This is a genomic window from Acinetobacter sp. YQ_14, assembly GCF_043102985.1.
Taxonomy (GTDB): domain Bacteria; phylum Pseudomonadota; class Gammaproteobacteria; order Pseudomonadales; family Moraxellaceae; genus Acinetobacter; species Acinetobacter venetianus.
This window is the reverse complement of sequence record NZ_JBICJJ010000007.1, coordinates 17,707-41,483: the sequence shown is the minus strand read 5'-3', so window position 1 is coordinate 41,483 and position 23,777 is coordinate 17,707. Positions and strand designations below refer to the sequence as shown.

At 39.1% G+C, this 23,777-nt stretch carries 18 protein-coding genes; 14 read left to right on the top strand and 4 right to left on the bottom strand.

Annotation, left to right across the window (positions count from 1 at the left end; translation table 11 throughout):
• Positions 1–62: 62 nt before the first annotated feature.
• On the top strand, positions 63–521 hold the full coding sequence (locus ACF8D3_RS03750; protein ID WP_392470235.1) for a hypothetical protein: 459 nt from the start codon (positions 63–65) through the stop codon (positions 519–521).
• A 50-nt stretch (positions 522–571) separates the two neighbouring features.
• Here ACF8D3_RS03750 and coq7 read toward each other — a convergent pair whose 3' ends face one another.
• Together coq7 and ACF8D3_RS03740 are read right to left on the bottom strand one after the other, a co-directional pair.
• Positions 572–1,207 carry a 2-polyprenyl-3-methyl-6-methoxy-1,4-benzoquinone monooxygenase gene (coq7, locus tag ACF8D3_RS03745; protein ID WP_392470234.1) on the bottom strand — a complete coding sequence of 212 codons (636 nt, stop codon included), beginning with the start codon at positions 1,205–1,207 and terminating at the stop codon, positions 572–574.
• A gap of 3 nt (positions 1,208–1,210) precedes the next feature.
• Entirely contained in the window at positions 1,211–2,530 is a 1,320-nt protein-coding gene (locus tag ACF8D3_RS03740; protein WP_392470232.1) for an MFS transporter, read from the bottom strand.
• 165 nt (positions 2,531–2,695) lie between these two features.
• Here ACF8D3_RS03740 and ACF8D3_RS03735 point away from each other — a divergent pair, with 165 nt between their 5' ends.
• The 7 genes from ACF8D3_RS03735 to ACF8D3_RS03705 all read left to right on the top strand — a co-directional run bounded on the left by ACF8D3_RS03735 (position 2,696) and on the right by ACF8D3_RS03705 (position 15,076).
• Positions 2,696–5,416 (top strand): autotransporter assembly complex family protein, encoded by a 2,721-nt coding sequence (locus tag ACF8D3_RS03735; protein WP_392470230.1) that lies wholly within the window; start codon positions 2,696–2,698, stop codon positions 5,414–5,416.
• A 47-nt stretch (positions 5,417–5,463) separates the two neighbouring features.
• Positions 5,464–9,969 carry a translocation/assembly module TamB domain-containing protein gene (locus tag ACF8D3_RS03730; RefSeq protein WP_392470227.1) on the top strand — a complete coding sequence of 1,502 codons (4,506 nt, stop codon included), beginning with the start codon at positions 5,464–5,466 and terminating at the stop codon, positions 9,967–9,969.
• A 135-nt stretch (positions 9,970–10,104) separates the two neighbouring features.
• Positions 10,105–10,569 (top strand): DUF4124 domain-containing protein, encoded by a 465-nt coding sequence (locus ACF8D3_RS03725; protein WP_061392161.1) that lies wholly within the window; start codon positions 10,105–10,107, stop codon positions 10,567–10,569.
• A 97-nt stretch (positions 10,570–10,666) separates the two neighbouring features.
• On the top strand, positions 10,667–11,032 hold the full coding sequence (locus tag ACF8D3_RS03720) for a hypothetical protein (RefSeq protein ID WP_004880036.1): 366 nt from the start codon (positions 10,667–10,669) through the stop codon (positions 11,030–11,032).
• Positions 11,033–11,289: 257 nt separating this feature from the next.
• Positions 11,290–13,929, top strand: a complete 2,640-nt coding sequence (locus ACF8D3_RS03715; protein ID WP_061396949.1) for a bifunctional aconitate hydratase 2/2-methylisocitrate dehydratase — start codon at positions 11,290–11,292, stop codon at positions 13,927–13,929.
• 54 nt (positions 13,930–13,983) lie between these two features.
• Positions 13,984–14,565, top strand: a complete 582-nt coding sequence (locus tag ACF8D3_RS03710) for a hypothetical protein (protein WP_392470224.1) — start codon at positions 13,984–13,986, stop codon at positions 14,563–14,565.
• Positions 14,566–14,575: 10 nt separating this feature from the next.
• Entirely contained in the window at positions 14,576–15,076 is a 501-nt protein-coding gene (locus tag ACF8D3_RS03705; protein ID WP_392470223.1) for a hypothetical protein, read from the top strand.
• 47 nt (positions 15,077–15,123) lie between these two features.
• Here the strand turns inward: ACF8D3_RS03705 and ACF8D3_RS03700 are convergent, their stop codons facing one another.
• Entirely contained in the window at positions 15,124–16,581 is a 1,458-nt protein-coding gene (locus ACF8D3_RS03700; protein WP_392470222.1) for a DASS family sodium-coupled anion symporter, read from the bottom strand.
• Positions 16,582–16,805: 224 nt separating this feature from the next.
• On the opposite strand from ACF8D3_RS03700, the gene ACF8D3_RS03695 reads away from it, so the two are divergent.
• The 6 genes from ACF8D3_RS03695 to ACF8D3_RS03670 all read left to right on the top strand — a co-directional run bounded on the left by ACF8D3_RS03695 (position 16,806) and on the right by ACF8D3_RS03670 (position 22,392).
• Positions 16,806–17,789, top strand: coding sequence for an ion transporter (locus tag ACF8D3_RS03695; protein ID WP_136458468.1), 984 nt, complete (start codon positions 16,806–16,808; stop codon positions 17,787–17,789).
• 269 nt (positions 17,790–18,058) lie between these two features.
• Positions 18,059–19,015, top strand: coding sequence for an ABC transporter permease (locus ACF8D3_RS03690; RefSeq protein WP_278396331.1), 957 nt, complete (start codon positions 18,059–18,061; stop codon positions 19,013–19,015).
• Positions 19,005–19,961 (top strand): iron chelate uptake ABC transporter family permease subunit, encoded by a 957-nt coding sequence (locus tag ACF8D3_RS03685; RefSeq protein ID WP_069578332.1) that lies wholly within the window; start codon positions 19,005–19,007, stop codon positions 19,959–19,961. The genes ACF8D3_RS03690 and ACF8D3_RS03685 overlap by 11 nt, the downstream gene beginning before the upstream one ends.
• Positions 19,952–20,716: an ABC transporter ATP-binding protein gene (locus ACF8D3_RS03680; protein WP_392470220.1), complete on the top strand. Its 765-nt coding sequence runs from the start codon at positions 19,952–19,954 to the stop codon at positions 20,714–20,716. Before ACF8D3_RS03685 ends, ACF8D3_RS03680 begins: the two co-directional genes overlap by 10 nt.
• Before the next feature lie 9 nt (positions 20,717–20,725).
• Positions 20,726–21,679, top strand: a complete 954-nt coding sequence (locus tag ACF8D3_RS03675; protein ID WP_392470219.1) for a siderophore ABC transporter substrate-binding protein — start codon at positions 20,726–20,728, stop codon at positions 21,677–21,679.
• Between the two features lie 95 nt (positions 21,680–21,774).
• Positions 21,775–22,392: a DUF2238 domain-containing protein gene (locus tag ACF8D3_RS03670; RefSeq protein WP_392470218.1), complete on the top strand. Its 618-nt coding sequence runs from the start codon at positions 21,775–21,777 to the stop codon at positions 22,390–22,392.
• 87 nt (positions 22,393–22,479) lie between these two features.
• Here the strand turns inward: ACF8D3_RS03670 and ACF8D3_RS03665 are convergent, their stop codons facing one another.
• Entirely contained in the window at positions 22,480–23,688 is a 1,209-nt protein-coding gene (locus tag ACF8D3_RS03665; RefSeq protein ID WP_392470216.1) for an MFS transporter, read from the bottom strand.
• Positions 23,689–23,777: the final 89 nt, after the last annotated feature.

The window sequence follows — 23,777 nt, the reverse complement described above, 5'->3', positions numbered from 1 at the left end:
AACACATACTAAAAGCTTAAGCAGTGTTTGAATATTCACATGAATTATTTGAAAGGAACGGCATGAAAATTAAATATCTGATATTGGGCTTACTTGCGTGTAGCGCAATGAACTCGGCGTATGCGATTGATGCCAAATATAGAGAGTTACTAATCCAATCAGGTTGTACACAAGTGAGTGAAATGCAAGGTTGTGATATTTATAAAAGCAAAGAACAGAATGCAACGTCGGGTTTCGTCACACCACAACCTCAACAAATGATATCAAATCAAAGCATTCATCAAAAAGATTGGGTTGCTCAAAAAGCTGATGGTTCAAAACTAGCAACCATCAAAATTGATGATGCAAAACGTGTATGGGTGAATAGCAAACGAGTGTTCTTTGTTAAAAAGGGCAAAGATCAGTTACAGTTCAAAAAAGATAAAATAACCTATGTGATTTTTACTGATCAAAATAGATATTCACAAAGTTATTGGCATAATCAAAAAGCAAACATGCATGGCAAGATTCTTGCTAAATGATCTGTGATTGATCATAAAAAAGGGCGTTGTGTTGAAACGCCCTTTATCTTTTATAAATAGTAACTGGTTTTAGTCATGAGTTTAGAAATGGCTGTCATGCTAATACGAACAGGTACAGGTAAATCAACACCACCCGCATTGAGTGCTGTATCTCGATGATGAAGCTCATCTTCATTCATTTGTACTAAGATTTTACGTGAACGCTCATCATGTTCGGGTAATTGTTGAATATGATCTTGTAAATGTTGGCTGACTTGACGCTCTGTTTCTGCAACAAAACCTAAGCTATATTTATCGCCAGCAATTCCTGCAATTGCACCCATGCCATAAGACAATCCATACCAAATCGGGTTAAGTAGGCTGGTGTGACTGTCTAACTCTTTTAAACGATCTTCACACCAAGCAAGATGGTCTTGTTCTTCGATGGCAGCTTGTTGCATTTCTTCACGAACATGAGGGAGTTTTGCTGTCAATGCTTGTCCGTGATAAAGCGCTTGAGCACAGACTTCGCCACTATGATTAACACGCATTAAACCTGCAACATGACGAGCATCACTAACGCACAGTTGTGATGGTTCATGATCTGCTGGATTACCGCGTTGAGCACTCGTTGCACCAGGAACTAAGCTGCGTAATGCTTGGTCAAATGAGTTAATCAGCTTATCTAGACCTGTATACTGACGCATAAGTTAATCCTCTAAAGTGTTTGGAACATTTGCAATAAGTGGTTTTAGTCGTTTCAACAACCAAATGGAAAAAAATGCACTTAAAACAGCCGTAATAATAAATAAGATTTTAATATCAATTTTTAAAATGCTTAAGACTAAAATTGAGAAAATTGCAGATGAAACCATAAATACAGCATTTAAAATATTATTTGCGGCCACAACACGCGCACGATGAGAGCGCGGAGAATAAGCCTGCATCATGGCGTACAGTGGCACGATATAGAAACCACCACTAATACCCAGTAGAGTGACTGCTAACATTACGTGATAATAGACTAAACCTTGAGTAAAAATGTCGCCAAGATTGAGAAGATCACCCGTGCGTTCAGGAACAAAAGCAAGGCTTGTAGCTAAATAAAGTGCAAATACAGTCAGACCAACAGCACCGTAAGGCACCATCTTGATATTGATATCACTACCGCCAATCTTTCTGCATAGTAGTGAGCCAACACCAATTCCTACAGAGAAAAAGGTCAGTAATAAGCTCACGACATTTTCAGAAGCATGTAAGTTTTGCTGAGTGAGTTGAGGAATTTGGGTGAGGTACGTAGCGCCATAAAACCAATACCAAGAATTACCCAGCAAAATAATGAAAACAACAGGAATACCTTTAACGTACTTTAATGTCTGAAAGCTAGTACGGACAAAGTTCCAATCAATTTTTAAGTCTGGTTCAGCAACTTTTTGAGGTAAAATAAATCGGCTACATAAATAGCCTAAGCAGGCAATTGTGACAACTGTGACACTAATCCACAATAAGTTTCCTTCAGACGAGGCGATGACAGCGCCACCTAAAATCATACCGAGTAAAATTGCAATAGAAGTACCCGACTGAAATAATGCATTACCAGACATTAATTCCTGAGGTTTTAAAATTTCAGGCAAGATGGCGTACTTAATTGGACCAAAGCAGGTTGAATGTGTACCCATAAGAAATAAAGCAAACAATAACAGCCACAAATTACCAAGTAAAAAGCCTGCTGTTCCGATGAGCATGATGACAATTTCTAATATTTTAATAAATCGAATAAGCTGAGATCTTTCATATTTATCAGCGATTTGACCTGCTGTCGCTGAAAAGAAAAAGTAAGGTAGAATAAAAAGAAGTGCAGCAAGATTATTTAAAGTACTAATGGGTGCGCTTTGTTGCTGAATCCAACCATAGGTAATGACTAAGAGTAAAGCTTGTTTATAAACGTTGTCATTCAGTGCCCCAAAAAATTGTGTGAAAAACATCGGAACAAACCGACGTGATGTCATTAAGTGGTCATCTTGTTTCATCGTGTGTTCACTTCATTGTGTTTTATAAAAAAATGTGACTTACTGTAAAAATACTACAAAATGCATGTATGATACTTTCAATGTTTGATTGGATGAAAATCAACGATTTGAAGAACTTTTCACCCATCAAAAAAAGATAAATTAAAAATAAGTTTAGAGTTTCACATGCCATCTAAAGCTAAGTTTAAACAGTCAACACTGGTTCATTCTATGCATTTAATATTTAAAATGCAGGGCTTTCCTAAACTTATTTGTAGTAGTTTTTTAATTAGTTCTTGTATATCAGTTGCTTGTGCTCAAGAGCAGGTTTCTGATCTGTCGAAAAATGAAACAATTGAACAACCTACAACAACAGTTGATTCAGACACTGTACAAGAAACAACGACGTTTAATACCCAATTGGTCAATGCTTTACCAAGTTCGAATATCAATGTGCAAGACAGTTTGGACGCGTTAAAACAGCAAGAACAATCCGTAAATCAAATTAACGAATTGAAACCAATTCAGTTAGACGACAACTTAGAAGATTTACCAACGGTCACAGTTGATCAAAATATGGCAGACGAAATTTTCCGTGTTGCTGAAGAAGCAAAAAATGATGCGAAAAATTATCGTGATAATCCAACTAAAACGTCCGATGTATTGGTGAATGATGCTTCGCAGGCGGAATTGACAGAGATTACCAAAGCACCTGTGAATATTGATCAATTGATGCAGGAAATCCAAACAGACAGCAAGATTGTTGTTGAAGCAAATGAATCAGGGCGAACACTACCTGAACTGCAAGTCGATGATGACAAGAAAGATGAAAAAGTTGGCTTCTTTAAAAGAATTTGGAATCGTTTACATCCCGATAATCTACTCAATGCTGAGAAAATACCTCGTATTTCAGCAGATGTTTCAGGTGCTCCCGATGTGTTGGCAACAAATATTAAAGCTAAACTTTCTACTTTTACCCAAGAGTCGTTTGAAGATTTCAACGTTGCATTACCACAGTTAAGATCACTTACAAATCAAGCGGCGCAAGCGGTAGGTTATTACAATGCTGAATTTAAATTTGAAAAAGTCAGTGATAGCAAGGTTAAAGTCAACGTTACGCCAAATGAACCAGTTAAAATCAAAGAGCAAAATATTGAGTTTTCTGGAGCAGGTGAGAATTTACCACAACTGCAAATTCTCCGATTGATTCCTGAGCAAGATGAAGGTGATATCTTCAATCACGGTAAATATGAAGAGACTAAAACTAAAATCGTCAGCGCTGCAACCGACAATGGTTTCTTTGATGCTTATTGGCGATTACACGATGTAAAAATTACTCAACCAGATAAGACAGCGGAAATTAACCTGAAATATGAGACAGGCGACCGTTATAAGCTTAAAAAAGTTGAGTATCGGATGAGCGATCCGAGTAAGCCTTTGCCACTAACACAAAAAGTTTTAGATAGCTTAGCTCCTTGGAAAGAAGATGATGACTATGCTTTCTGGCGTGTTAACGCATTAGCAAACAACCTCACTAATACCCGTTATTTTAACTACACCTTGGTCGATACGATCAAGCCAGACCCGATTCAACCTCCTCTAGAGTTAGCACCTGATTTACAGGCATTGGTTGATCAACAAAATATTCAACAATCACAACTGATGAGTAGCCAACAGAAAGCTGATTTGGCTCGGCAAAAAGTCGTTTCTGCTGAAGAAGTGACTCAAGATGTCGTGGATGAATCACAGTTCTCTGGTGGTGAGTCACAACAATACTCACTTGCACGTGCAATGCCGCTTTCTCATGAACACGATGATGAAGAGGAAGAAAGACAAAAACTCGAAGAGCAGACGCGAATCGAGAAAAAAATCCCTGTTGTTGTGACATTAAATGCTGATCGTTTAAATAGTTTAGAAACTGGTCTTGGTTATGGTACGGATACGGGAGCACGTATTCGTAGCCAATATCGACGTGCGATTGTAAATAAGTATGGACATTCATTTGATGCCAACATCGAGGTTTCACAAATTCGTCAATCAATCGATGGTCGTTATAGCATTCCTTATAAACATCCATTGAATGATTACTTTAACCTTGTCGGTGGTTATGAGCGTGAAGAGCGTGACGATATTGGTCCAGATGTAAATCTGCTTGTTGAATCAGCGGTATTGGGTGGTGAGCGTGTAATTAAAAACCCGCTCGGTGATTGGCAACATACGATGGGTGTTCGTTATCGTCTAGATCGACTCACTAAAAAAGGTGATGTTGATGTAAATGAGTTACCTGATGCATTTAAAGTATCAGGAATGGATTCAGAACAAGAATCTCTATTGTTTGGTTATGAACTATCTAAAACCAATGCCAATTCACGTTTAAATCCAACCAAAGGCTTTAAACAGACCTACAAAGTTGAACTGGGAACTGAATCATTACTTTCTGATGCAAACATGGCGATCTTAACTGCTGGTTGGAGATTTATTTATTCACTAGGTGAAAACGATGACCATCAGTTTGTTGGTCGTGGTGATGCAAGTTATATTTTCACTGATGACTTTAATAAAGTACCTTATAACTTGCGTTTCTTCACAGGTGGGGATCAGTCATTACGTGGATTTGACTACAAGAGTTTATCGCCTGAAGAAGATGGTTATAAGATTGGTGGTCAGGCGTTAGGGGTTGGTTCCCTAGAATATAACTATCAGTTTAAAGATGGCTGGCGAGCAGCAATTTTTTCTGATTTTGGTAATGCTTACGATAAAGATTTTAACAATCCGACAGAATATAGTATTGGTGTTGGTATTCGTTGGAGATCGCCAATTGGCCCAATTCGATTAGATGTTGCATCAGGTATTTCAAATGATAACAATCCTATTCGATTGCATTTCTTTATTGGCCCACAGCTTTAATACAGTTTAAAAATCCTTTAAAAGGTCAAATAATTTTCAGGTTGATTATGACGGAAGTAGAACAGCAATTAACACCTCCAACTGGACCTAAATCAGAACGGCATATTTTCCGTAGTATTGTGCTGATTATATTTATCACGCTTTTACTATTGGTAAGTTCAGTGCTAGTAATGATGTCTACAGATAAAGGTAGCCGCTTTCTACTAGATCGTGTACTTCAGACTCAGCAAATTATTAAGTATGAATACGAAGGTGGGAATTTACTTTCAGGCATTATTCTAAAAAACGTACTTGTACAACTGAAAGCGATAAACGTGTCCATTGATCGTGCGGATGTATCACTTGGTTGGCGTGCAATTTTAAATAAAGAAATACACTTGAGTCATGCCGATATCAATAATCTGGTCATTATTAATAAAAATCCACCATCAGGTAAGCCGTTTGCTTTTGATACAATTAAATTACCTTTTGTTTTGCGCGTAGATGAAGCGACCTTAGATCGTTTAGAAATCAAAACAACAACATCAACTGTTGATTTTAATGATATTTATTTAAAAGATGCATTATGGTCAGGTACAAAGCTGAATTTTGAAGATTCACGTATGGATATGGGCTACTTAGCCCTACAAAATGCCACAGGTGAAATGGACTTTAGTGGTAAATATCCACTGAATGCCAAAGCTGATGTGATCATTCCTGCACTCAATAGTCTAGATATTAAAACCATTAAGCTTGTTGCGACGGGTACATTGGATACCTTAAAGGCAGGCATTGCAACACAAACACCTGATATGTTGACAGGTTGGGTCGTGGTTCATCCTGTACGTGATCATGTTCCCATGAATGGCGAACTATTATTTAAAAACTACCATGTGCCATTACTGAAAGAGCAAAAGCTATTTGCTAAAGATGGTGTTGCACGTTTTCGTGGTGATATTCAGAAATTAGTCATTAATTTAGATACTGATCTAAAGGGCGAACAAATTCCAGAAGGCAAATACAATGCGCTTATGGATACAGACCTAAAAAATCAACTGAATATACGAGATTTTAATGGGCAACTCATGGATGGATCTGTTGCTTTAAATGGTTTGGTGAATTGGCATGAGCATGTTTCTTGGGATATTAAAGGCCGTTTAAGTCATTTGAATCCAAAAAATGAAACCATACCCCAAGTTGCTCAAGACTTTTTACCACCAAATTTAGATGCGAATATTAGTTCATCGGGAACAATGGAAAAAGGTTTGGCATTAGTTGCTGAATTGGCTTTTGATAAATATGAAACATGGAATGTAAAGCTTAACCAAGCTGAAGCGAAGGACAAAAAGCCTCAACCGATGCTATTAGATGTTTCTTGGAAAAATATCGACCGTGCTGTTCCCTATATTGGTTGGTTAAGCAGTGATGAAGGTCAAACCAATATTGTCTTGAAAGAGGGTCAACAAGATATTTATCTATCGACAACTGTACGCCCGCATGAGCAAACACTATTACCAACAGGTAAGTACAATGCACGTCTTGATGTAAAAGGCAGTCTGTTAGATGTTGAAAACTTTAGTTATCAAGCTGCCAAAGGTAGCTTAGTTGGTCAAGCAAAAGTAAAACTCCCATCTGAAAAGCAACAACTTTCATGGCAAGCTCAACTCAAAGCAGAAGATTTTAATCCACAAACAGTTTCGGCTTCAGCACCCGTTAATTTGCTAAACGGTGAAATTAAAGCGACAGGATTTGCCAAGCCAAATCAACAAATTATTAAGCTAGAGCAGATTGATTTAAAAGGTCAGCTTGCTCAAGCGGGTAGTAATGAAACGATTGCTTTAAAAGGTAAAAGTACAGCCGCACTCATTTTCCACGATCAAAAAGCAGGTGGTGGCTTTAAAAGCTTTGCTGTGAACTATGACGGTTCATTGAATGCTTTAAATCAGGGGAATGGTTTATTAAAAATTGATATTGCTGGTACACCAGAATTTATTAAAGTGAATGAACTCAAACATGACGGTGTAGCAGGGAAATTGTTTGCTACAGGTTCAGTAAATCTAAAAGATAAATTAGGTTGGGATATTGATGCTTCATTAGTACGATTTAAACCACAGTACTTTGTTTCTAGTGTCAAAGGTGAAATTTCGGGTCATGTAAAATCACAAGGCGTTTGGTCAGATCAATTGAAACGTATTGATATTCGTCAGTTAAATGCAGCTGGTTTTATTAATAATAAGCCTGTACGCGGTCGTGGAAATCTTACTTTATTACTTGATTCAAACCAAAAAGGCTTTTTGCCGCAACAGTTTGAAGCAAATGATTTGTTCCTTGCGTATGCTCAAAATCAATTGCAAGCAACAGGCAATGCTCAAAGCTTAAAAATCAAATTAAATGCACCTGCACTATATGAGCTATATCCAGGTTTGCAAGGTCGTGCATACGGTAGTTTAAATATCCAATCGCAACCGCGTTTGAAAGCTACAGCAAATATTGCAGTTGATGATTTTGCATTCAATGATTTGGTGAGCACTAAGTCTTTGCGCATCCAAGGTGAATTACCGACATCTGAAACAACGCCTACTTTATTGACTGCAAAAATTGATAATTTACGTAGTGGAAATAAAGAAATTGAAAATGCAGTTGTCAGCCTCGCAGGAACTCGAAAAGCACATCTATTAAAAGTTGAAAGTAAAAATCGCCAGTCAAATTTCTATGTTCAACTTGCTGGTGGCTTCAATGCAAATAATGATTGGTTAGGGCAATTGCAAAAAGGCAACTTTAGCTCACGTCGTGTCAACTTAGTGCAAAGTCAAAACGTGCCAATCATTTATACAACCTCATTGTCTGAACTGTATATCGGTCAGCATTGTTGGCAGAGTTCAAATAGTCAGTTGTGTTTAGATCAGGCAGCACGATTAAGTAAAGCCAAAGGCCATTTCTCTGTTGTCACGAAAAATCTTGAACTCAATGACTTTGCAGCATTTATGCCTGAAGGCTTAGCCGTTACTGGCCAGTTAAATGGTTATGCACGTGGCTCATGGGTAAATGGTAGTCGACCAAAACTTGATGCTAGTCTGGTCACACGTAAAGGTGAGATTGGTTTAGCTGCGGCTGATCCACAAGATATTGCAACGACAGTAACATATGACGAGTTAAGTCTGATTGCGAAAAGTGTGAATGATGGTTTGTTGTTCCGTGTTGATATGAAAACACCTGATATTGGTACAGGTTATGCCAATGTGATTATCAATCCATATCAAAATAACATGCCGATGCGAGGTGAAGTTGCATTTGATGATGTTCAACTAAAAGTATTCAAACCGTTCATCAAAGATGTACGTTCAATGTCAGGTACGTTGGCGCTCGCTGGTAAGGTCAATGGAACACTAACTCAGCCTCAGATTACGGGTGAAATGCGCTTAAAAAATGGTGCGATCAGTATGATTTCGTTACCTGTGAATCTTAGCAATATTCAGCTTTATTCATCGATTCGCCAAGACTCAGCAAGTATTGATGGTGCATTTAACAGTGGTCGTGGTGTAGGGCGTCTCAAAGGTAACTTTGATTGGAAAAATGATCCGCATTTAGCCTTAACATTAAAAGGTGACAATTTACTGGTGCGACAAGCACCGATGATCACTGCGATTGTGCAACCTGATTTAAGTTTGGATGTTTATCCATTCCAACAAAAATTAAGTTTGAAAGGTTCAATTGATGTGCCGCGTGCTCGTATTTCGATGCCAGAAAGTTCTGCAACTGTAGTTAATGTTTCACCAGATGTTCGTGTCGTACAGCAAGGTCAAGATTTATTAGCAACTTTGAAAGCAGCTAAACCTTGGGAAATCCGTGCAGATATGACAGTAACTTTAGGAAATCAAGTCATCTTCCAAGGCTTTGAAAGTAATATTCCTTTAGTCGGTCGTCTACATTTATCTCAACGTGGTTTAGAAACTGCAATGCGTGCCAATGGTGCAATTGGTGTAAGTCAAAAAGTTAAAATTGAAGCTTATGGTCAAAGTTTAGATCTTAATCGAGCAATTGCACGTTTTAATGGGCCATTAGCAAATCCAACTCTTGATATTGATGCAAATAAACCTGTCCAAGGCAGCATGGTTGGCGTACGTGTGACTGGTACAGCAACCGTTCCGAATGTACAGGTTTATAACGATGCAGGTTTATCTGAACAAGAAGCACTAAATGCATTGTTAACTGGTCGAATCAATGAGGGTAATACAGGCTTGAGTAATACCGAAGGCTTTAAGTCGGATGTAAATAACACCATTGCAGCTGCGGGGATTAGTATGGGGCTTGGTGGAACACGAGCGTTAACCAATCAAATTGGACGTACTTTCGGATTGAGTGGTTTAGCGCTTGATGCTCAAGGAACAGGTGATGATACACAAGTGAGTTTAACGGGATATATCACACCTGATCTATTCATTCGTTATGGCATTGGTGTATTCACGCCTGTGAACAAACTTACATTGCGTTATCAAATGAATCGACGATTATATTTGGAAGCAAGCCAGTCTTTAGAAAGGGCGATTGATATATTCTATAATTGGCGTTTCTAATCCATTTCAGTCAAACCTGCTTTATTTCGATGAAGCAGGTTTTTTTGTTTGTGGTTATTTTTGCAAATAAATGTGATACAATTAATATAAGTAATTGAAAATTAAAGAATAAATGACATTTTTTGGAGAAATGAGATGAAATCTGTCACTTTTAGTCAGGTTTTGGCAACTGTAAGCATTTGTATGCTGAGTAGTGTATTTCATGTGAATGCGAAAGAATATTACAAGTGGGTTGATGCACATGGTGTAACAACATACTCAGCAACGCCACCGCCAGCTAAAAAACAAGAACCTCAACTTGATCCTGCACAGAAAAAAATAAATGCTGTGGCACCGCCGCCGATTGCTGTAATTCCACCTCAATCCAATAATGAGGTTAAAACCAATTCAACTATAGTGAAATCAACAGTAAATGCTCCAGCAAAAAATACCACTGTGAGTGCAAAAATAGAGCTGAATATTCCTTTAAAAAGCTGTAATGGGGTGAGATGTTGGGATACGAAAGGTAAGAACTATAACTTAGTTCAGGGCAATACTTATTTGTCATCGACTGGTGGTAAATGTCAAAAAACAGGCAATAACATGCATTGTAGTAAATAATTTGTATGCTTTTATTAATGGAAGCCATGTTTTAAAAACATCTTTTTTGCAAAATGACTGAGTTTCAGTATGATGTGTGCATTCGATTAGCTGCAGTATGATGATGAAAAAAGTTCTATTGATTGCATTGGGTTTAGCTTTGGTTGGTTGTGCTGAAAAAAAGCCGTTAACACCTGAAGAAAAATGGCATGGCTATTGCGTCAGTGTGGGGAATGCAGCACGTTCGATTACTTTAGATCGCCAAAATGGAATTGAACAGAAACAAGCAACAGAACATGCGGGTAAAATCGAAGATGAAACGACACGTAAATTCATTTTTGAAATTATTGAAAATGTATATGCAATTCCAGCAGATCAATTGAAATCTGATCCAGAAGCATTACGTGAAAAGTTAAAGCAAGAATACACTGATAAATGTTTGGCAACACCACATGATAAATTGCCAAACTATAAATTATTCTAATGTTAAAATGAAAAGACAACGTTGTTGTCTTTTTTTATGCATTTAATTCATTGTTTTATTGGACTTTAATCTACTACCAAAGCGGTATTTAAAACAGATGAACATTTCGCTATAAAATAATGGGCATCACGTAGAAATACGGTAGTTGCATTAACTTTTAACGCGAAGTCTAGTAAAATTTTGCTGTCCATATTACTTGTAAAGCTTGTTTAAAGCTGGAACTTACAAGTAATTTTTTAAAGAAGAGGAATAACACCGTGCTAGAAGCTTACCGCCAACACGTTGCAGAACGTGCCGCACTCGGAGTCCCACCGAAGCCGCTTGATGACGCTCAAACTGCTGAATTAGTAGCATTATTAAAAAATCCACCAGCAGGCGAAGAAGCATATTTAGTTGATTTGCTTGAAAACCGTGTTCCAGCAGGTGTTGACCAAGCTGCTTATGTAAAAGCTGCTTTCTTAGCTGCGATTGCAAAAGGCGAAGCAACTTCTCCACTTGTTACTAAAGAGCGTGCTGTTTACTTACTCGGTACTATGCTTGGTGGTTACAACGTAGCACCACTTGTTGAACTTCTTGACAATGCTGAACTTGCAGAATTAGCTGCTGAAGCATTGAAAAAGACTTTACTTGTATTTGATGCGTTCCATGACGTTGCTGATAAAGCAAAAGCGGGCAATGCAAATGCAAAAGCAGTTTTACAATCTTGGGCTGATGCTGAGTGGTTCACTAGCCGTCCTGACGTAGCTGAAGAAATCAAAATCACTGTGTTCAAAGTAACTGGTGAGACAAACACAGATGACTTATCTCCAGCGCAAGACGCTTGGAGCCGTCCAGACATCCCATTGCACGCAACTGCAATGTTGAAAAACGAACGTGATGGTATCAACCCTGAAAAACCAGGTGAAGTTGGTCCTACAACTCAAATCAACGATTTGATCGCGAAAGGCAACCAAGTTGCTTACGTAGGTGACGTTGTTGGTACAGGTTCAAGCCGTAAATCAGCGACTAACTCTGTACTTTGGTTCTTCGGTGACGAACTTCCACACATTCCAAACAAAAAAGATGGCGGTGTGTGTTTAGGTGGTAAAATTGCTCCGATCTTCTTCAACACAATGGAAGATGCTGGTGCGTTACCTGTAGAAATCGATGTTTCTGACATGAACATGGGTGACGAAGTTACACTCAAGATCAACAAAGAAGCAGCGACAGTTACTGCATTCAAAAACGGCGCTCAAATTGCTGAATCAGAACTTAAAACACCTGTACTTTTAGACGAAGTACGTGCTGGTGGTCGTATTAACTTGATTATTGGTCGTGGTTTAACAGCTAAAGCACGTGAAGAGTTAGGTCTTCCTGCTTCTGACTTGTTCCGTCAACCAAAACAACCTGCTGACACTGGTAAAGGCTTCACCCAAGCTCAGAAGATGGTAGGTCGTGCATGTGGTCTTGCTGAAGGCCAAGGTATTCGTCCAGGTACTTACTGTGAACCTAAGATGACAACTGTTGGTTCTCAAGATACAACTGGTCCTATGACTCGTGATGAGTTAAAAGACTTAGCGTGCTTGGGCTTCTCAGCTGACTTAGTGATGCAATCTTTCTGTCACACTGCTGCGTATCCAAAACCAGTAGACGTAACAACTCACCATACATTACCTGACTTCATCATGAACCGTGGTGGTGTATCTTTACGTCCAGGTGACGGTATTATCCACTCTTGGTTAAACCGTATGTTACTTCCAGATACAGTAGGTACTGGTGGTGACTCACATACTCGTTTCCCAATCGGTATTTCATTCCCAGCGGGTTCTGGTCTTGTAGCGTTTGCTGCTGCAACTGGCGTTATGCCACTGGATATGCCTGAATCTGTACTTGTTAAGTTCAAAGGTAAAATGCAGCCTGGTATCACTTTACGTGACCTTGTACATGCAATTCCTTACTACGCAATTCAAGCGGGTGACTTAACTGTAGAGAAGAAAGGTAAGAAAAACATCTTCTCTGGTCGTATCCTTGAGATCGATTTGTCAGAAATGGAAAATGACTTGACTGTTGAACAAGCATTCGAACTTTCTGATGCTTCTGCTGAACGTTCTGCAGCTGGCTGTTCAATCACACTTTCTGAAGAGAAAGTTGCTGAATACTTACGTTCTAACATCACAATGTTGAAGTGGATGATCGCTGAAGGTTATGGCGATGCACGTACACTTGCACGTCGTGCTGAAAACATGCAGAAGTGGTTAGACAACCCAAGCTTGTTGAAAGCTGATGCTGATGCAGAATACTTAAAAGTCTACGAAATCGATCTTGCTGACATCAAAGAACCAATTCTTTGCTGCCCGAACGATCCAGATGATGCAAAACTTCTTTCTGACGTTCAAGGTGACAAAATTGATGAAGTATTCATCGGTTCTTGTATGACGAACATCGGTCACTTCCGTGCGGCTGGTCAATTGTTAGATAAAGTGCCAAGCGGTTCATTATCTACTCGTTTATGGTTGGCTCCACCAACTCGTATGGACGAGCATCAATTGATGGAAGAAGGCATGTACAACATCTACGGTCGTGCTGGTGCGCGTACTGAGATGCCGGGCTGTTCATTGTGTATGGGTAACCAAGCACGTGTAGCACCGAACACAACATGTGTATCAACTTCTACTCGTAACTTCCCGAACCGTTTAGGTCAAGGTGCGAACGTTTACTTAGCTTCTGCTGAGCTTGCATCTGTAGCTGCGGTTCTTGGTAAATTACCAAGCCCAGAAGAATATCAACAGTACGCGTCGCAAATCGACAGCGCTTCTGCTGACATCTACAAATACTTGAACTTCGATCAAATGGGTGAATACACCAAAGAAGCTGATCAAGTAGATACTAAGAAAATCCAAGCAGCTCAATTGACTTGATGTGTTGATTTAGCAAAAATAAGGGCTGATTAATCAGCCCTTATTTTTTATAAAATGAAAAGTATTTTGACGATAAAAGATAATATTTCTGAACTAGTTAACATTATCCATAAAAAGCAGAAGGTTGAGGATCTAGAAATAGCAATTAAAGATTTAGTTTCTTTAATGTTAAAGGATTATCCTTATTTAAAACCGCCAAAATTTTCAATTATTCCGACAAAAACTTTAGCATTTTCTGTTTGGTATGAGGAACCAAATGCAATTACAGAGACACTACTGATTGAGCAAAATGATTTTACTGCTTATCTTTGGAGATGTGATGACCAAAAATGGTATTTGGATGATTTAGATTCTGAACCTCATGAAATTGCTTGCAAATTAATAAAAAATATACCCGTACTTCACTCTATTCCTGAGAACCCTAAAGAGATTAAGCATTTACTTGAAATTGGATTAATATATTTTAATCCAATTTTATTTCCTTGTTTTTCAAATAAAAAGTTAGAGGATAGTAGGGAAGTATTAACATGGGACGATCGCTTTTTATTAGTAGGTACTCAACTGAAGAATCTTAAGCTTTATAGCCATGAAGAATGGAAAGCTTTGATCGATAGAGAAAACTACCACTTAAACTGAGGTTCTATTTATGGCACTAATACATGATTTTGTTTTATTGAATAAAAATGAATTCTCTTATGATGGTTGCTGCGAGCTAGTCGGTAATGTTTCTTATGATGTTTCAATCCATGATGATCTAATTATTTATTTTAATGATTTTTTAAAATGGATACCTACCTATAATCCAAGTTTAAAAGTTAGGCATACTGGTTTAAATTATTATGGTGTAACAGTGATTGATGGAGATGGGGCTAAAGAAGCATTTCAATTGTTTTCTAGTCTAATTAATGTTTTAAAGTTATCACCAAAAATTTTAACGTTAACAGGCACATATACTTTTGTTCATGCATATGATGATGTGATTGATCCAAATGAAAATGTTGATCGTATTTTACGAGAAACAGCAGGTTATGAAAAAATCATTATGCAAAAGAGTGAAGTAATAGGACAATTTGAAATATTGGCAGAACTTATGCAGAAGATCATTCATTCTAATAATAGTTTGTATGTGCTGCATTTGGGTATTTAAATTTAGAGGAACATTTCTATTCGTACAGAATGTTCCTCATATTCAAATCACCAATAACCCAACACTTTCCACCATAGTCCGCCAATCACCACAAAGATGAAGATATTGACGACACTCATGACAAAGCCAGCTTTCCACCATTCACCCAGAGTGGTGTAACCCGAACCGAACACCACAGGTGATGTACCTGTCGCGTAATGTGTTAAGGTCATCATGATGCTTGACGCTGCTGCCATCATTAAGGCAAATAACATCGGTGGCGCACCTAGTGCAAGTCCTGCCGTATAAAAGGCTGCAAACATCGCTGTGATATGTGCCGTGGTACTGGCAAACATATAATGTGCATACAGATAGGCGAGCATTAACAATAAACAGGCAGGCATCCAACTTAGCCCCAATGAGCCGATACTACTTTCAAGTAAACCCGAAAACCAAGTAATCAAACCGAGTTTATTTAAATAAGTCGCCATCATCACCAAAGCAGCGAACCAAGTAATCGTATCCCATGCGCTTTTTTGCGTCAGAATATCATCCCAAGTCAAAACACCTGTAAGCAGTAATAAAGCTAAACCGATGAAAGCAGTTGCTGTTGGATCAACAGCCCAAGCTGAACCCAATATCATTGCAGGAATACCTGCCCATAACAGCAACAAGATTCCAAAAACACCAAGCATAATGATTTCATCTTTACTCACTGCACCCATTTCTTTGAGTTTAGTTTTCGCAAATTGAGCAGCATTGGGTGTTTCTTTGACTTCAGGTGGATACATCCAATACATAATCAAAGGCATGATAATTAAAGCAATCAGACCCGGAACTAACATTGCGATTGCCCATGTGCTCCAGCTCAATGAAATTTCACTATTTGTTGCTTTAGCAACAAGATCAACCACCAATGGGTTTGGGGCGGTTGCTGTAATAAACATTGCTGAGGTAATTGGGTTGGCTTGATAATTGACGAGAGATAAAAATTTCCCCATACGACCCTCAGTGCCTTTGGCTGGATCAGAGTCATAACTGGTAGAAATTGCACGTACAATTGGATGGATAATTCCTCCACCGCGTGCTGTATTACTTGGCGTTACAGGAGCAAGGATTAGTTCAGACAGTACCATACTGTATCCGATACCGATGGTTTTTTTACCCCACACAGCGATAAATAAATAACCTAAACGTGCACCAAGCCCAGTTTTCTGCAAGCCTTTCGAGATCATGATTGAAATACCAATCAACCAGATCAATGGATTTGCAAAGCTACTCAATGCATCTTTGATTGCGCCAGATGGGCTATCATTCGTTACGCCAGTGACGGCAACTAAGGTGATTGCAATGATTGCAATAGCACCAATCGGCATGGCTTTTACGATAATGGCAGCAATCACACCAACAAACATTGCCAATAAATGCCAAGCATTTGGATCAACACCAGCTGGTACAGGAATGGCAAACCAAATAATCAATGTAAGAAATAAAGAAATAAGTGTAGGGATAGGTTTGAATCCCATTTGTTTTCCCCTTGTTATCATGGGTTTAATAAAATTTATAGTTCTTTATGAAAGTATCGTTAAAGAAGCAACCGTTAAGTTTCTATTATCAAAGCATAGGCTAGATTGATTCAAACAGAGTTTTGTTTATAGAGCGTTATAGATCAAGCAATGCATAAATCACTTATCAAACAACCAAGCAACGTGTTACATTTTTAAAAGCTTGAGATAACTATAAGTAGGATATGACTAATTTTTCGTTACAACGATTACGCCTTTTTGTTTATAACAATTTGCACAATGATGACTATCAAACCACTTTTAGTCGATGTGTGAACTATTTCCTTATTTTTCTGATCGTTGGAAATGTCGCTGCGGTTATATTGGAGTCGATCACTGAAGTCTATATTGCTTATAGAAACTATTTTGATATGTTCGAGTTTACCTCGATCGTGATCTTTTCTGCTGAATATTTCTTGCGATTTTGGAGCGTAGCGGAAAATGATCCTACGGATTCTGCATGGAGCCAACGCTGGAAATGGGCAAAAAGTGGTGGAGCAATTATTGATTTAATTGCTATTTTACCTGCTTACTTTAACTTCTTTGTACATATCGACTTACGCGTATTACGTATCCTCCGATTATTGAGACTCCTGAAACTCACGCGTTATTTTGTTTCTCTGCAAATCTTACTCAGAGTCATAAAACGTGAAAAAGGCTCGTTTCAAGCGGTCATTTTCATTTTAGTGATTATGATCGTCATGGCTGCATCAGGAATTTATGTGGTCGAAAATAAGGCTCAGCCTGAAGCGTTTAGCTCTATTCCAAAAGCCATGTGGTGGGCGGTTGTTACCTTAACAACGGTAGGCTACGGAGATGTAACACCTGTTACCAGTATGGGTAAGTTTCTCGGTGCTTTGATCACTATTCTCGGGGTTGGTATAGCGGCATTGCCAGCTGGTATTTTGGCTTCTGGTTTGGCAAATGAGTTGAATCAAAGAAATCAGAAATTAGAACAAGAATTTAGGGAGCTTTTACAAGCACAGGGGAATGATGTATTACATAATCAAGCAGAGCTTGAAAAACTAAGGCAGCGTGTAGGTTTACCTAAAGAGCAGATGCACGAGATTATTGTACAACTCATGCGTGAACATTTGCTTGAAGAGCAAGACAAAAAACAGGGAAAGAAGCATTACTGTCCTTATTGCGGTGAGAATCTTGCTGAATAATTCAAAGATTTATCATAGAAATTTAGATCAGAATTAAGCTTAAAACTCTTAATCATTTTTATAGTTTATCAAGTTAAAAATTAGGCATTGCAGATGCTTAGAGCTTTTTATATTCAAAATAAAAGCTTTGAAAATTAAGTTTTACTTAATAGAAATTAAGATTCATTTAAAAAAGTTAACAATAATCTTTATCATTTGTGATAGTTTCTTATTACCTATCTTTTTTTAAGCTTATTTTAAGTTTACGCATCCTATGAAGTTCTCCCAACATGATTAAGCGGCGTTACCTGATTTTATTATTACTTCCACTGGCATTTATTTCTTTATTTGTCGGTGTGGGTGAGATGAGTCTTGCTGGTCTTTGGACTGGCAATCCTCAAGAGTGGCAGTTGTTTTGGACCAGTCGTTTACCCCGTTTGATGGCGATTATTGTGGCGGGTGCAGGTCTAAGTGTCTGTGGTTTGATTATGCAGTCGCTAAGTCGTAACCGCTTTGTCTCACCAACCACCGCAGGTTTATATGACTGTGCACGTTTAGGTGTACTGGTTTCGATTATTTTACTGCCAAGTGCTTCAATCTTTATTAAAACTGGTTTTGCGATTGTCGTAACGCTCATTGGTGCGATGGCCTTTATGAGTATTCTGGCGACTTTAAAGCATCGTGATACCGTTTTTGTTCCACTGGTGGGGATGATTTTTGGCAGTATCATTTCTGCATTTACCACCTTTATTGCGCTGCAACTGGATTTATTGCAGAACTTGGCAGGTTGGTTGCAAGGGGACTTTTCCACCATTTTAAATGGTCAATATGAGCTGATCTACCTCAGCGTACCCGTTCTGATTCTGATTTATATCTTTGCCAATCGTTTTGTTTTGGTTGGATTGGGGCAAGATTTTGCGACGAATCTTGGACTGAATTATAAGCAGACCCTTTTTATTGGCCTACTACTGGTTTCGGTCATTACGGGTGTGGTGATTGTCACTGTGGGTGCGATTCCATTTCTTGGATTGATTGTACCGAATCTGGTGAGTCTGTATCTGGGTGACAATATCCGTAGAACGCTTTCGCATACTGCATTGTTGGGTGCTTTGCTGGTTCTACTCTGTGATGTATTTGGCAGAGTGGTAATTTTCCCTTATGAAGTCTCTGTGAGCCTGATTATGGGTGTGGTGGGAAGCGTGATTTTCTTGTGGTTGCTACTCAGGAGATATCGTTATGCCTCATAAAACCAAGCTGATAGTTTTGGCTGTATTGGTGATTGCAACGATTGCACTGTACCTCGGCTGGAATTTAGGTGTGGCATGGCAATATGCCTTGAATCTACGCTTAAAAACGGTTGCTGCCATTATCGTGGCGGGTGTGGCGGTCGGTGTTTCGACTTTGGTTTTCCATACTATTGTGAATAATCGGGTGGTGACACCACAGGCTTTAGGATTAGATAAGTTATACGAACTTTCCAAGACGGCGATTATCTATTTCTTTGGTGCCAGTACGTTATTGTCACTGAACTTTGTCACTGATTATCTGATCAGTTTGCTGTTAATGGTGACCTTTGCCTTGCTGCTGTATCGGTTTATTTTCCAGAAAGTCGCACAGCAAAATATCTATTTCCTCCTGCTCGTTGGTCTGATCTGCTCGACTTTATTCGACAACATGACCACGTTCTTTCAGGTTTTGCTAGATCCAGATGAATTTCAGATCGCGGCTTATGCTGGTTTTGCCAGTTTTAATGTCGTGAAAATGGAAACTGTGGGGCTGTCCTTGCTGACCATTGTACCGATTTTATTTTATAGCCTGAAGCACTATCACAAGCTCGATGTGATGGCACTGGGACGTGATCATGCGCTGAATTTAGGGCTGGATTATGACAAGACCAGTCGCTTGCTGTTGATCCTCGTGGTATTGGCATTGGCTTCTGCAACAGCGTTAGCTGGACCAATGATGTTCCTCGGATTATTGGTTCTCAACATTACCTTAGAACTGTTCAAGACTCATCAACATCATATCTTACTGCTTGGTATTATTCTGGTCAGCATTCTTTGTCTGATGCTTGGGCAATTCATGGTTCTGCATGTACTGAATTTCAAAACAACGCTCAGTGTGATTATTAACTTTGTCGGTGGAATTTATTTCTTCTGGATCTTATTGAAGGAAAATAAAAAATGGCAATAGAGCTTAAGAATTTAAGTAAAAGCTATCAACAGCAGCGTGTGGTAAACGCGCTTTCCCTGACAATTGCCAAAGGACGGTTTACGGCGTTTATTGGCCCAAACGGTGCAGGTAAAAGTACTGTACTTTCGATGATGAGCCGCTTAATTGAAGCAGATCAAGGTCAAGTTTTGCTAGATGGGCAAGATCTGCAACAGATGAAAAGTGCTGACATTGCCAAAAAACTGGCGATTTTAAAACAGTCTAACCATACCGAGCTGCGCCTCAGTATTGAGGATCTGGTTGCTTTCGGACGTTTCCCATATTCACAAGGTCGCCTAACGCAGGAAGACCGTGAGGTGATTGATCGCTCAATTGCCTATATGGATCTGGAAGCCTTAAGACACCGACAAATCAGCGAATTGTCGGGTGGGCAGCGACAACGCGCTTATATCGCCATGATTCTGGCACAGGACACCGAATATATCTTGCTCGATGAACCCTTAAACAATCTGGATATGAAGCATTCTTCACAGATTATGCGGGTCTTAAAAGATTTGACCGAGAATCATGGCAAATCGATCATTGTGGTGATTCACGACATTAACTTTGCTTCCGTCTATGCCGATCACATCATTGCCATGAAAGAAGGTGAATTGGTGTATCAAGGGCATCCACAACAGTTGATGGATGAACATATTCTGCAAGATATTTTTGATTTCCATATTCCGATCCAGCAGGTTCAGCAACATAAATTAGGTTTGTATTTTATTAGTTAGGAGTTTGTTATGCGTTTCAAAAAAACATTGCCAGTCATGATGCTAAGTGTGGCATTGGCTGCATGTGGCAATTCCAACACACCTTCGGCAAATCAGGAAAGTAATACTGCTGCTACACATGAAAGCTTAAGTTTTAACAGCAAGGCAGGGCAGATTACCATTCCAGCGAATTTATCGCGTATTGCTGTACTGGATACTAGTGCTTTAAATACCATTCATGCTTTGGGCGCGGACGATAAAGTGGTTGCTTTGCCAAAAGGAACGCCGTTGCCGAAAGTCTTGCAAAATTTCAGTGAAGGTAAATATCTGGATGTAGGGACGGTGAAAGAACCGAATCTGGAAAAAATTGCAGCCAGTCAGCCTGAGCTGATCTTGATGAGTGGCCGAATGGAAAATCTAGTGGGTCAAATCAAGCAAATCGCGCCAACTTACTTTGTCGATGTGGATTACAACGATCAGTTCAATTCTTTTAAGCAGCAAACCTTGAATATTGCTGAAATGGTGGGCAAGAAGTCTGAGGCTGAGCAGCAATTACAAAGCTTGGAAAAAGATATTGCTACATTAAAAGACAAGACTAAAGGTAAAACGGCTTTGGTGATTCTAGTGAATAACAGCAAGATTGCTGCCTATGGCCCAGGTTCACGTTTTGGTAATATTCACGACCTGTATGGATTTACACCAGCAGATCCTTCAATCAAGGTGGGATTGCATGGTATGGCGGTATCGCATGAGTTTATTGCCCAGAAAAATCCAGATTATCTGTTTGTCATTGATCGTGGTGCAGCAATTACTGAAAATCAGGAAGGTGCAAAGCGCGTATTGAATAACAAGATTATTAATGAGTCCAAAGCTGCGAAAAACGGCAATATTGTCTATCTCGATTCGAGTAACTGGTATTTAATGAATAATGGCTTGGATGGGATGAAAGCCATGCTGAAGGAAGTCGCGGATGCTGTAAAATAAAGCTTAATTCGCCGATTTTATAACAAAAACCCGCAGGACTTTCCTCGGGTTTTTTATATGATGTCATAAGTAAATGAATCAATACTTTTTATAAAATGATGCGAATTTCTTTATTAGGTTTGGGAACAACGATTATAGCTATTGTTTTGATTATTTCTGGGATTAAGCCATATGATCGAATGACGTGGTTGATGGAAGTGATACCAGTCTTGATTGTGATGCCTGTGTTATTTATGAGCTTTAAAAAATTTCCTTTGACGAACTTGCTATATAGTCTAATTTTTTTGCATGCAATTGTTCTTATTGTTGGCGGTGCTTATACCTATGCACGCGTGCCTTTAGGCTTTGAAATTGCAGACTGGTTTAATTTAGATCGTAATCCTTACGATAAAATAGGGCATTTCATGCAAGGTTTTGTTCCAGCAATAGTTGCCCGTGAAATATTGATTCGAAATCATATTTTAGGCAAAGGCAAAATGCTGAGTTTTATTGTGATTTGTATTGTGTTGGCAATTAGTGCGACCTATGAATTGATCGAATGGGCCGCAGCATTGTTGTTGGGACAGGGAGCAGAAGAATTCCTCGGAACTCAAGGTTATGAGTGGGATACACAGTCTGATATGTTTTTTGCATTAATTGGCGGTAGTACCGCGTTGCTATTTTTATCGAAATGGCATGATTGGCAGATTTCTAACTTAATCAGTAAGCCTTAAATTTGATATTTAATGATGATCTTTTATAAGAAAAATAAGGCATTATGAGAAAAGGTCGTCTGCTGAAAAGAATCTATAGCTAACAAGCTATAGATTCTTTTTTGTATATTTTGCGACAGCTAGAGCGATTAATAAAATGATTAATCCACCTAGGCTTAAAACAAAACCCACCCAAATTGGTGCGAGCCAACCCATATTATGACTAAGCACCCAGCCACCTAGGAATGCACCAAGTGCGTTGGCTAAGTTGAATGCAGAATGATTCAGTGAGGCCGCTAGTGTTTGTGCATCACCAGCAATATCCATAAGATAGGTTTGTAAAGCACCACCAAGACCAATCACTGTAAAGCCTATCAGGAATAAAGCCAATATTGCTGAATATAGGTTTGACATCATAAAGCTGGCAAATACGAATGCGAGTGCTGAACTAATCAAAATTCCAATCATGGTTTTAAACAAGTCTTTATCCGCTAACCATCCAGCCACAAGTCCTCCAAATACCATACCTGTTCCCCAAATTGCTAATGCGATAGGAACGATTGAGATATTTGCTTCTGTGTATTCAGTCAGAATAGGAGATACATAACTATAAACTGAGAACATACCGCCAAAACCAACTGCACCTACAGCAAGTGCCAACCACATATTGATATTTTTGAGTCCAGCAACTTCAGCACGGATACTTGCGGTTTTCTGTAGTGGAATGTTCGGTACAAATAGACTTACCCCAATCAGGGTGATGAAGGCAATAATTGCGGAAAACTCAAAACCCGCTTTCCATCCGAACTGCTGACCCAACCACGTTGCAATTGGTACACCAATCACATTGGCGATTGTTAGACCCATCATGACTTGTGCAATCGCAGTTGCACGACGTTGTTTACCTGCAAGCTCAGCTGCAACCAACGCAGCTACCCCAAAATAAGCACCATGAGGAAAACCTGCGATAAAACGAGAAACTAACATTGTCTCTGGAGTTGTCGCAAAAGCTGTAGCAGCATTCGCCAACCCATAGAACAGCATTAAGCTAAGTAATAACGTTTTTCGAGGAACTTTCGCGCCTAAGATTGCAATAATCGGTGCACCGACCATGACCCCAAGCGCATAAGCACTGATGAAATAACCTGCATGAGGAACACTGACATTTAAGTCCGTGGCGATTTCCTGAATCAGACCCATAGCGACAAATTCAGTTGTTCCAATACAGAAACTACCGACAGCCAATGAAAAAATAACCAGAAATAGGGAATAGTTGTGTGAGGGAGATGTGTGCAAGGGAGAGCTTGGCGAGGACATAATATCTCGAGTCTAAAAGTACCGCCGTATTATATTCGAGTCGCTTTCAGAAAAGTGAAACTGCACATAATTTTTATCTCATTCTCTGC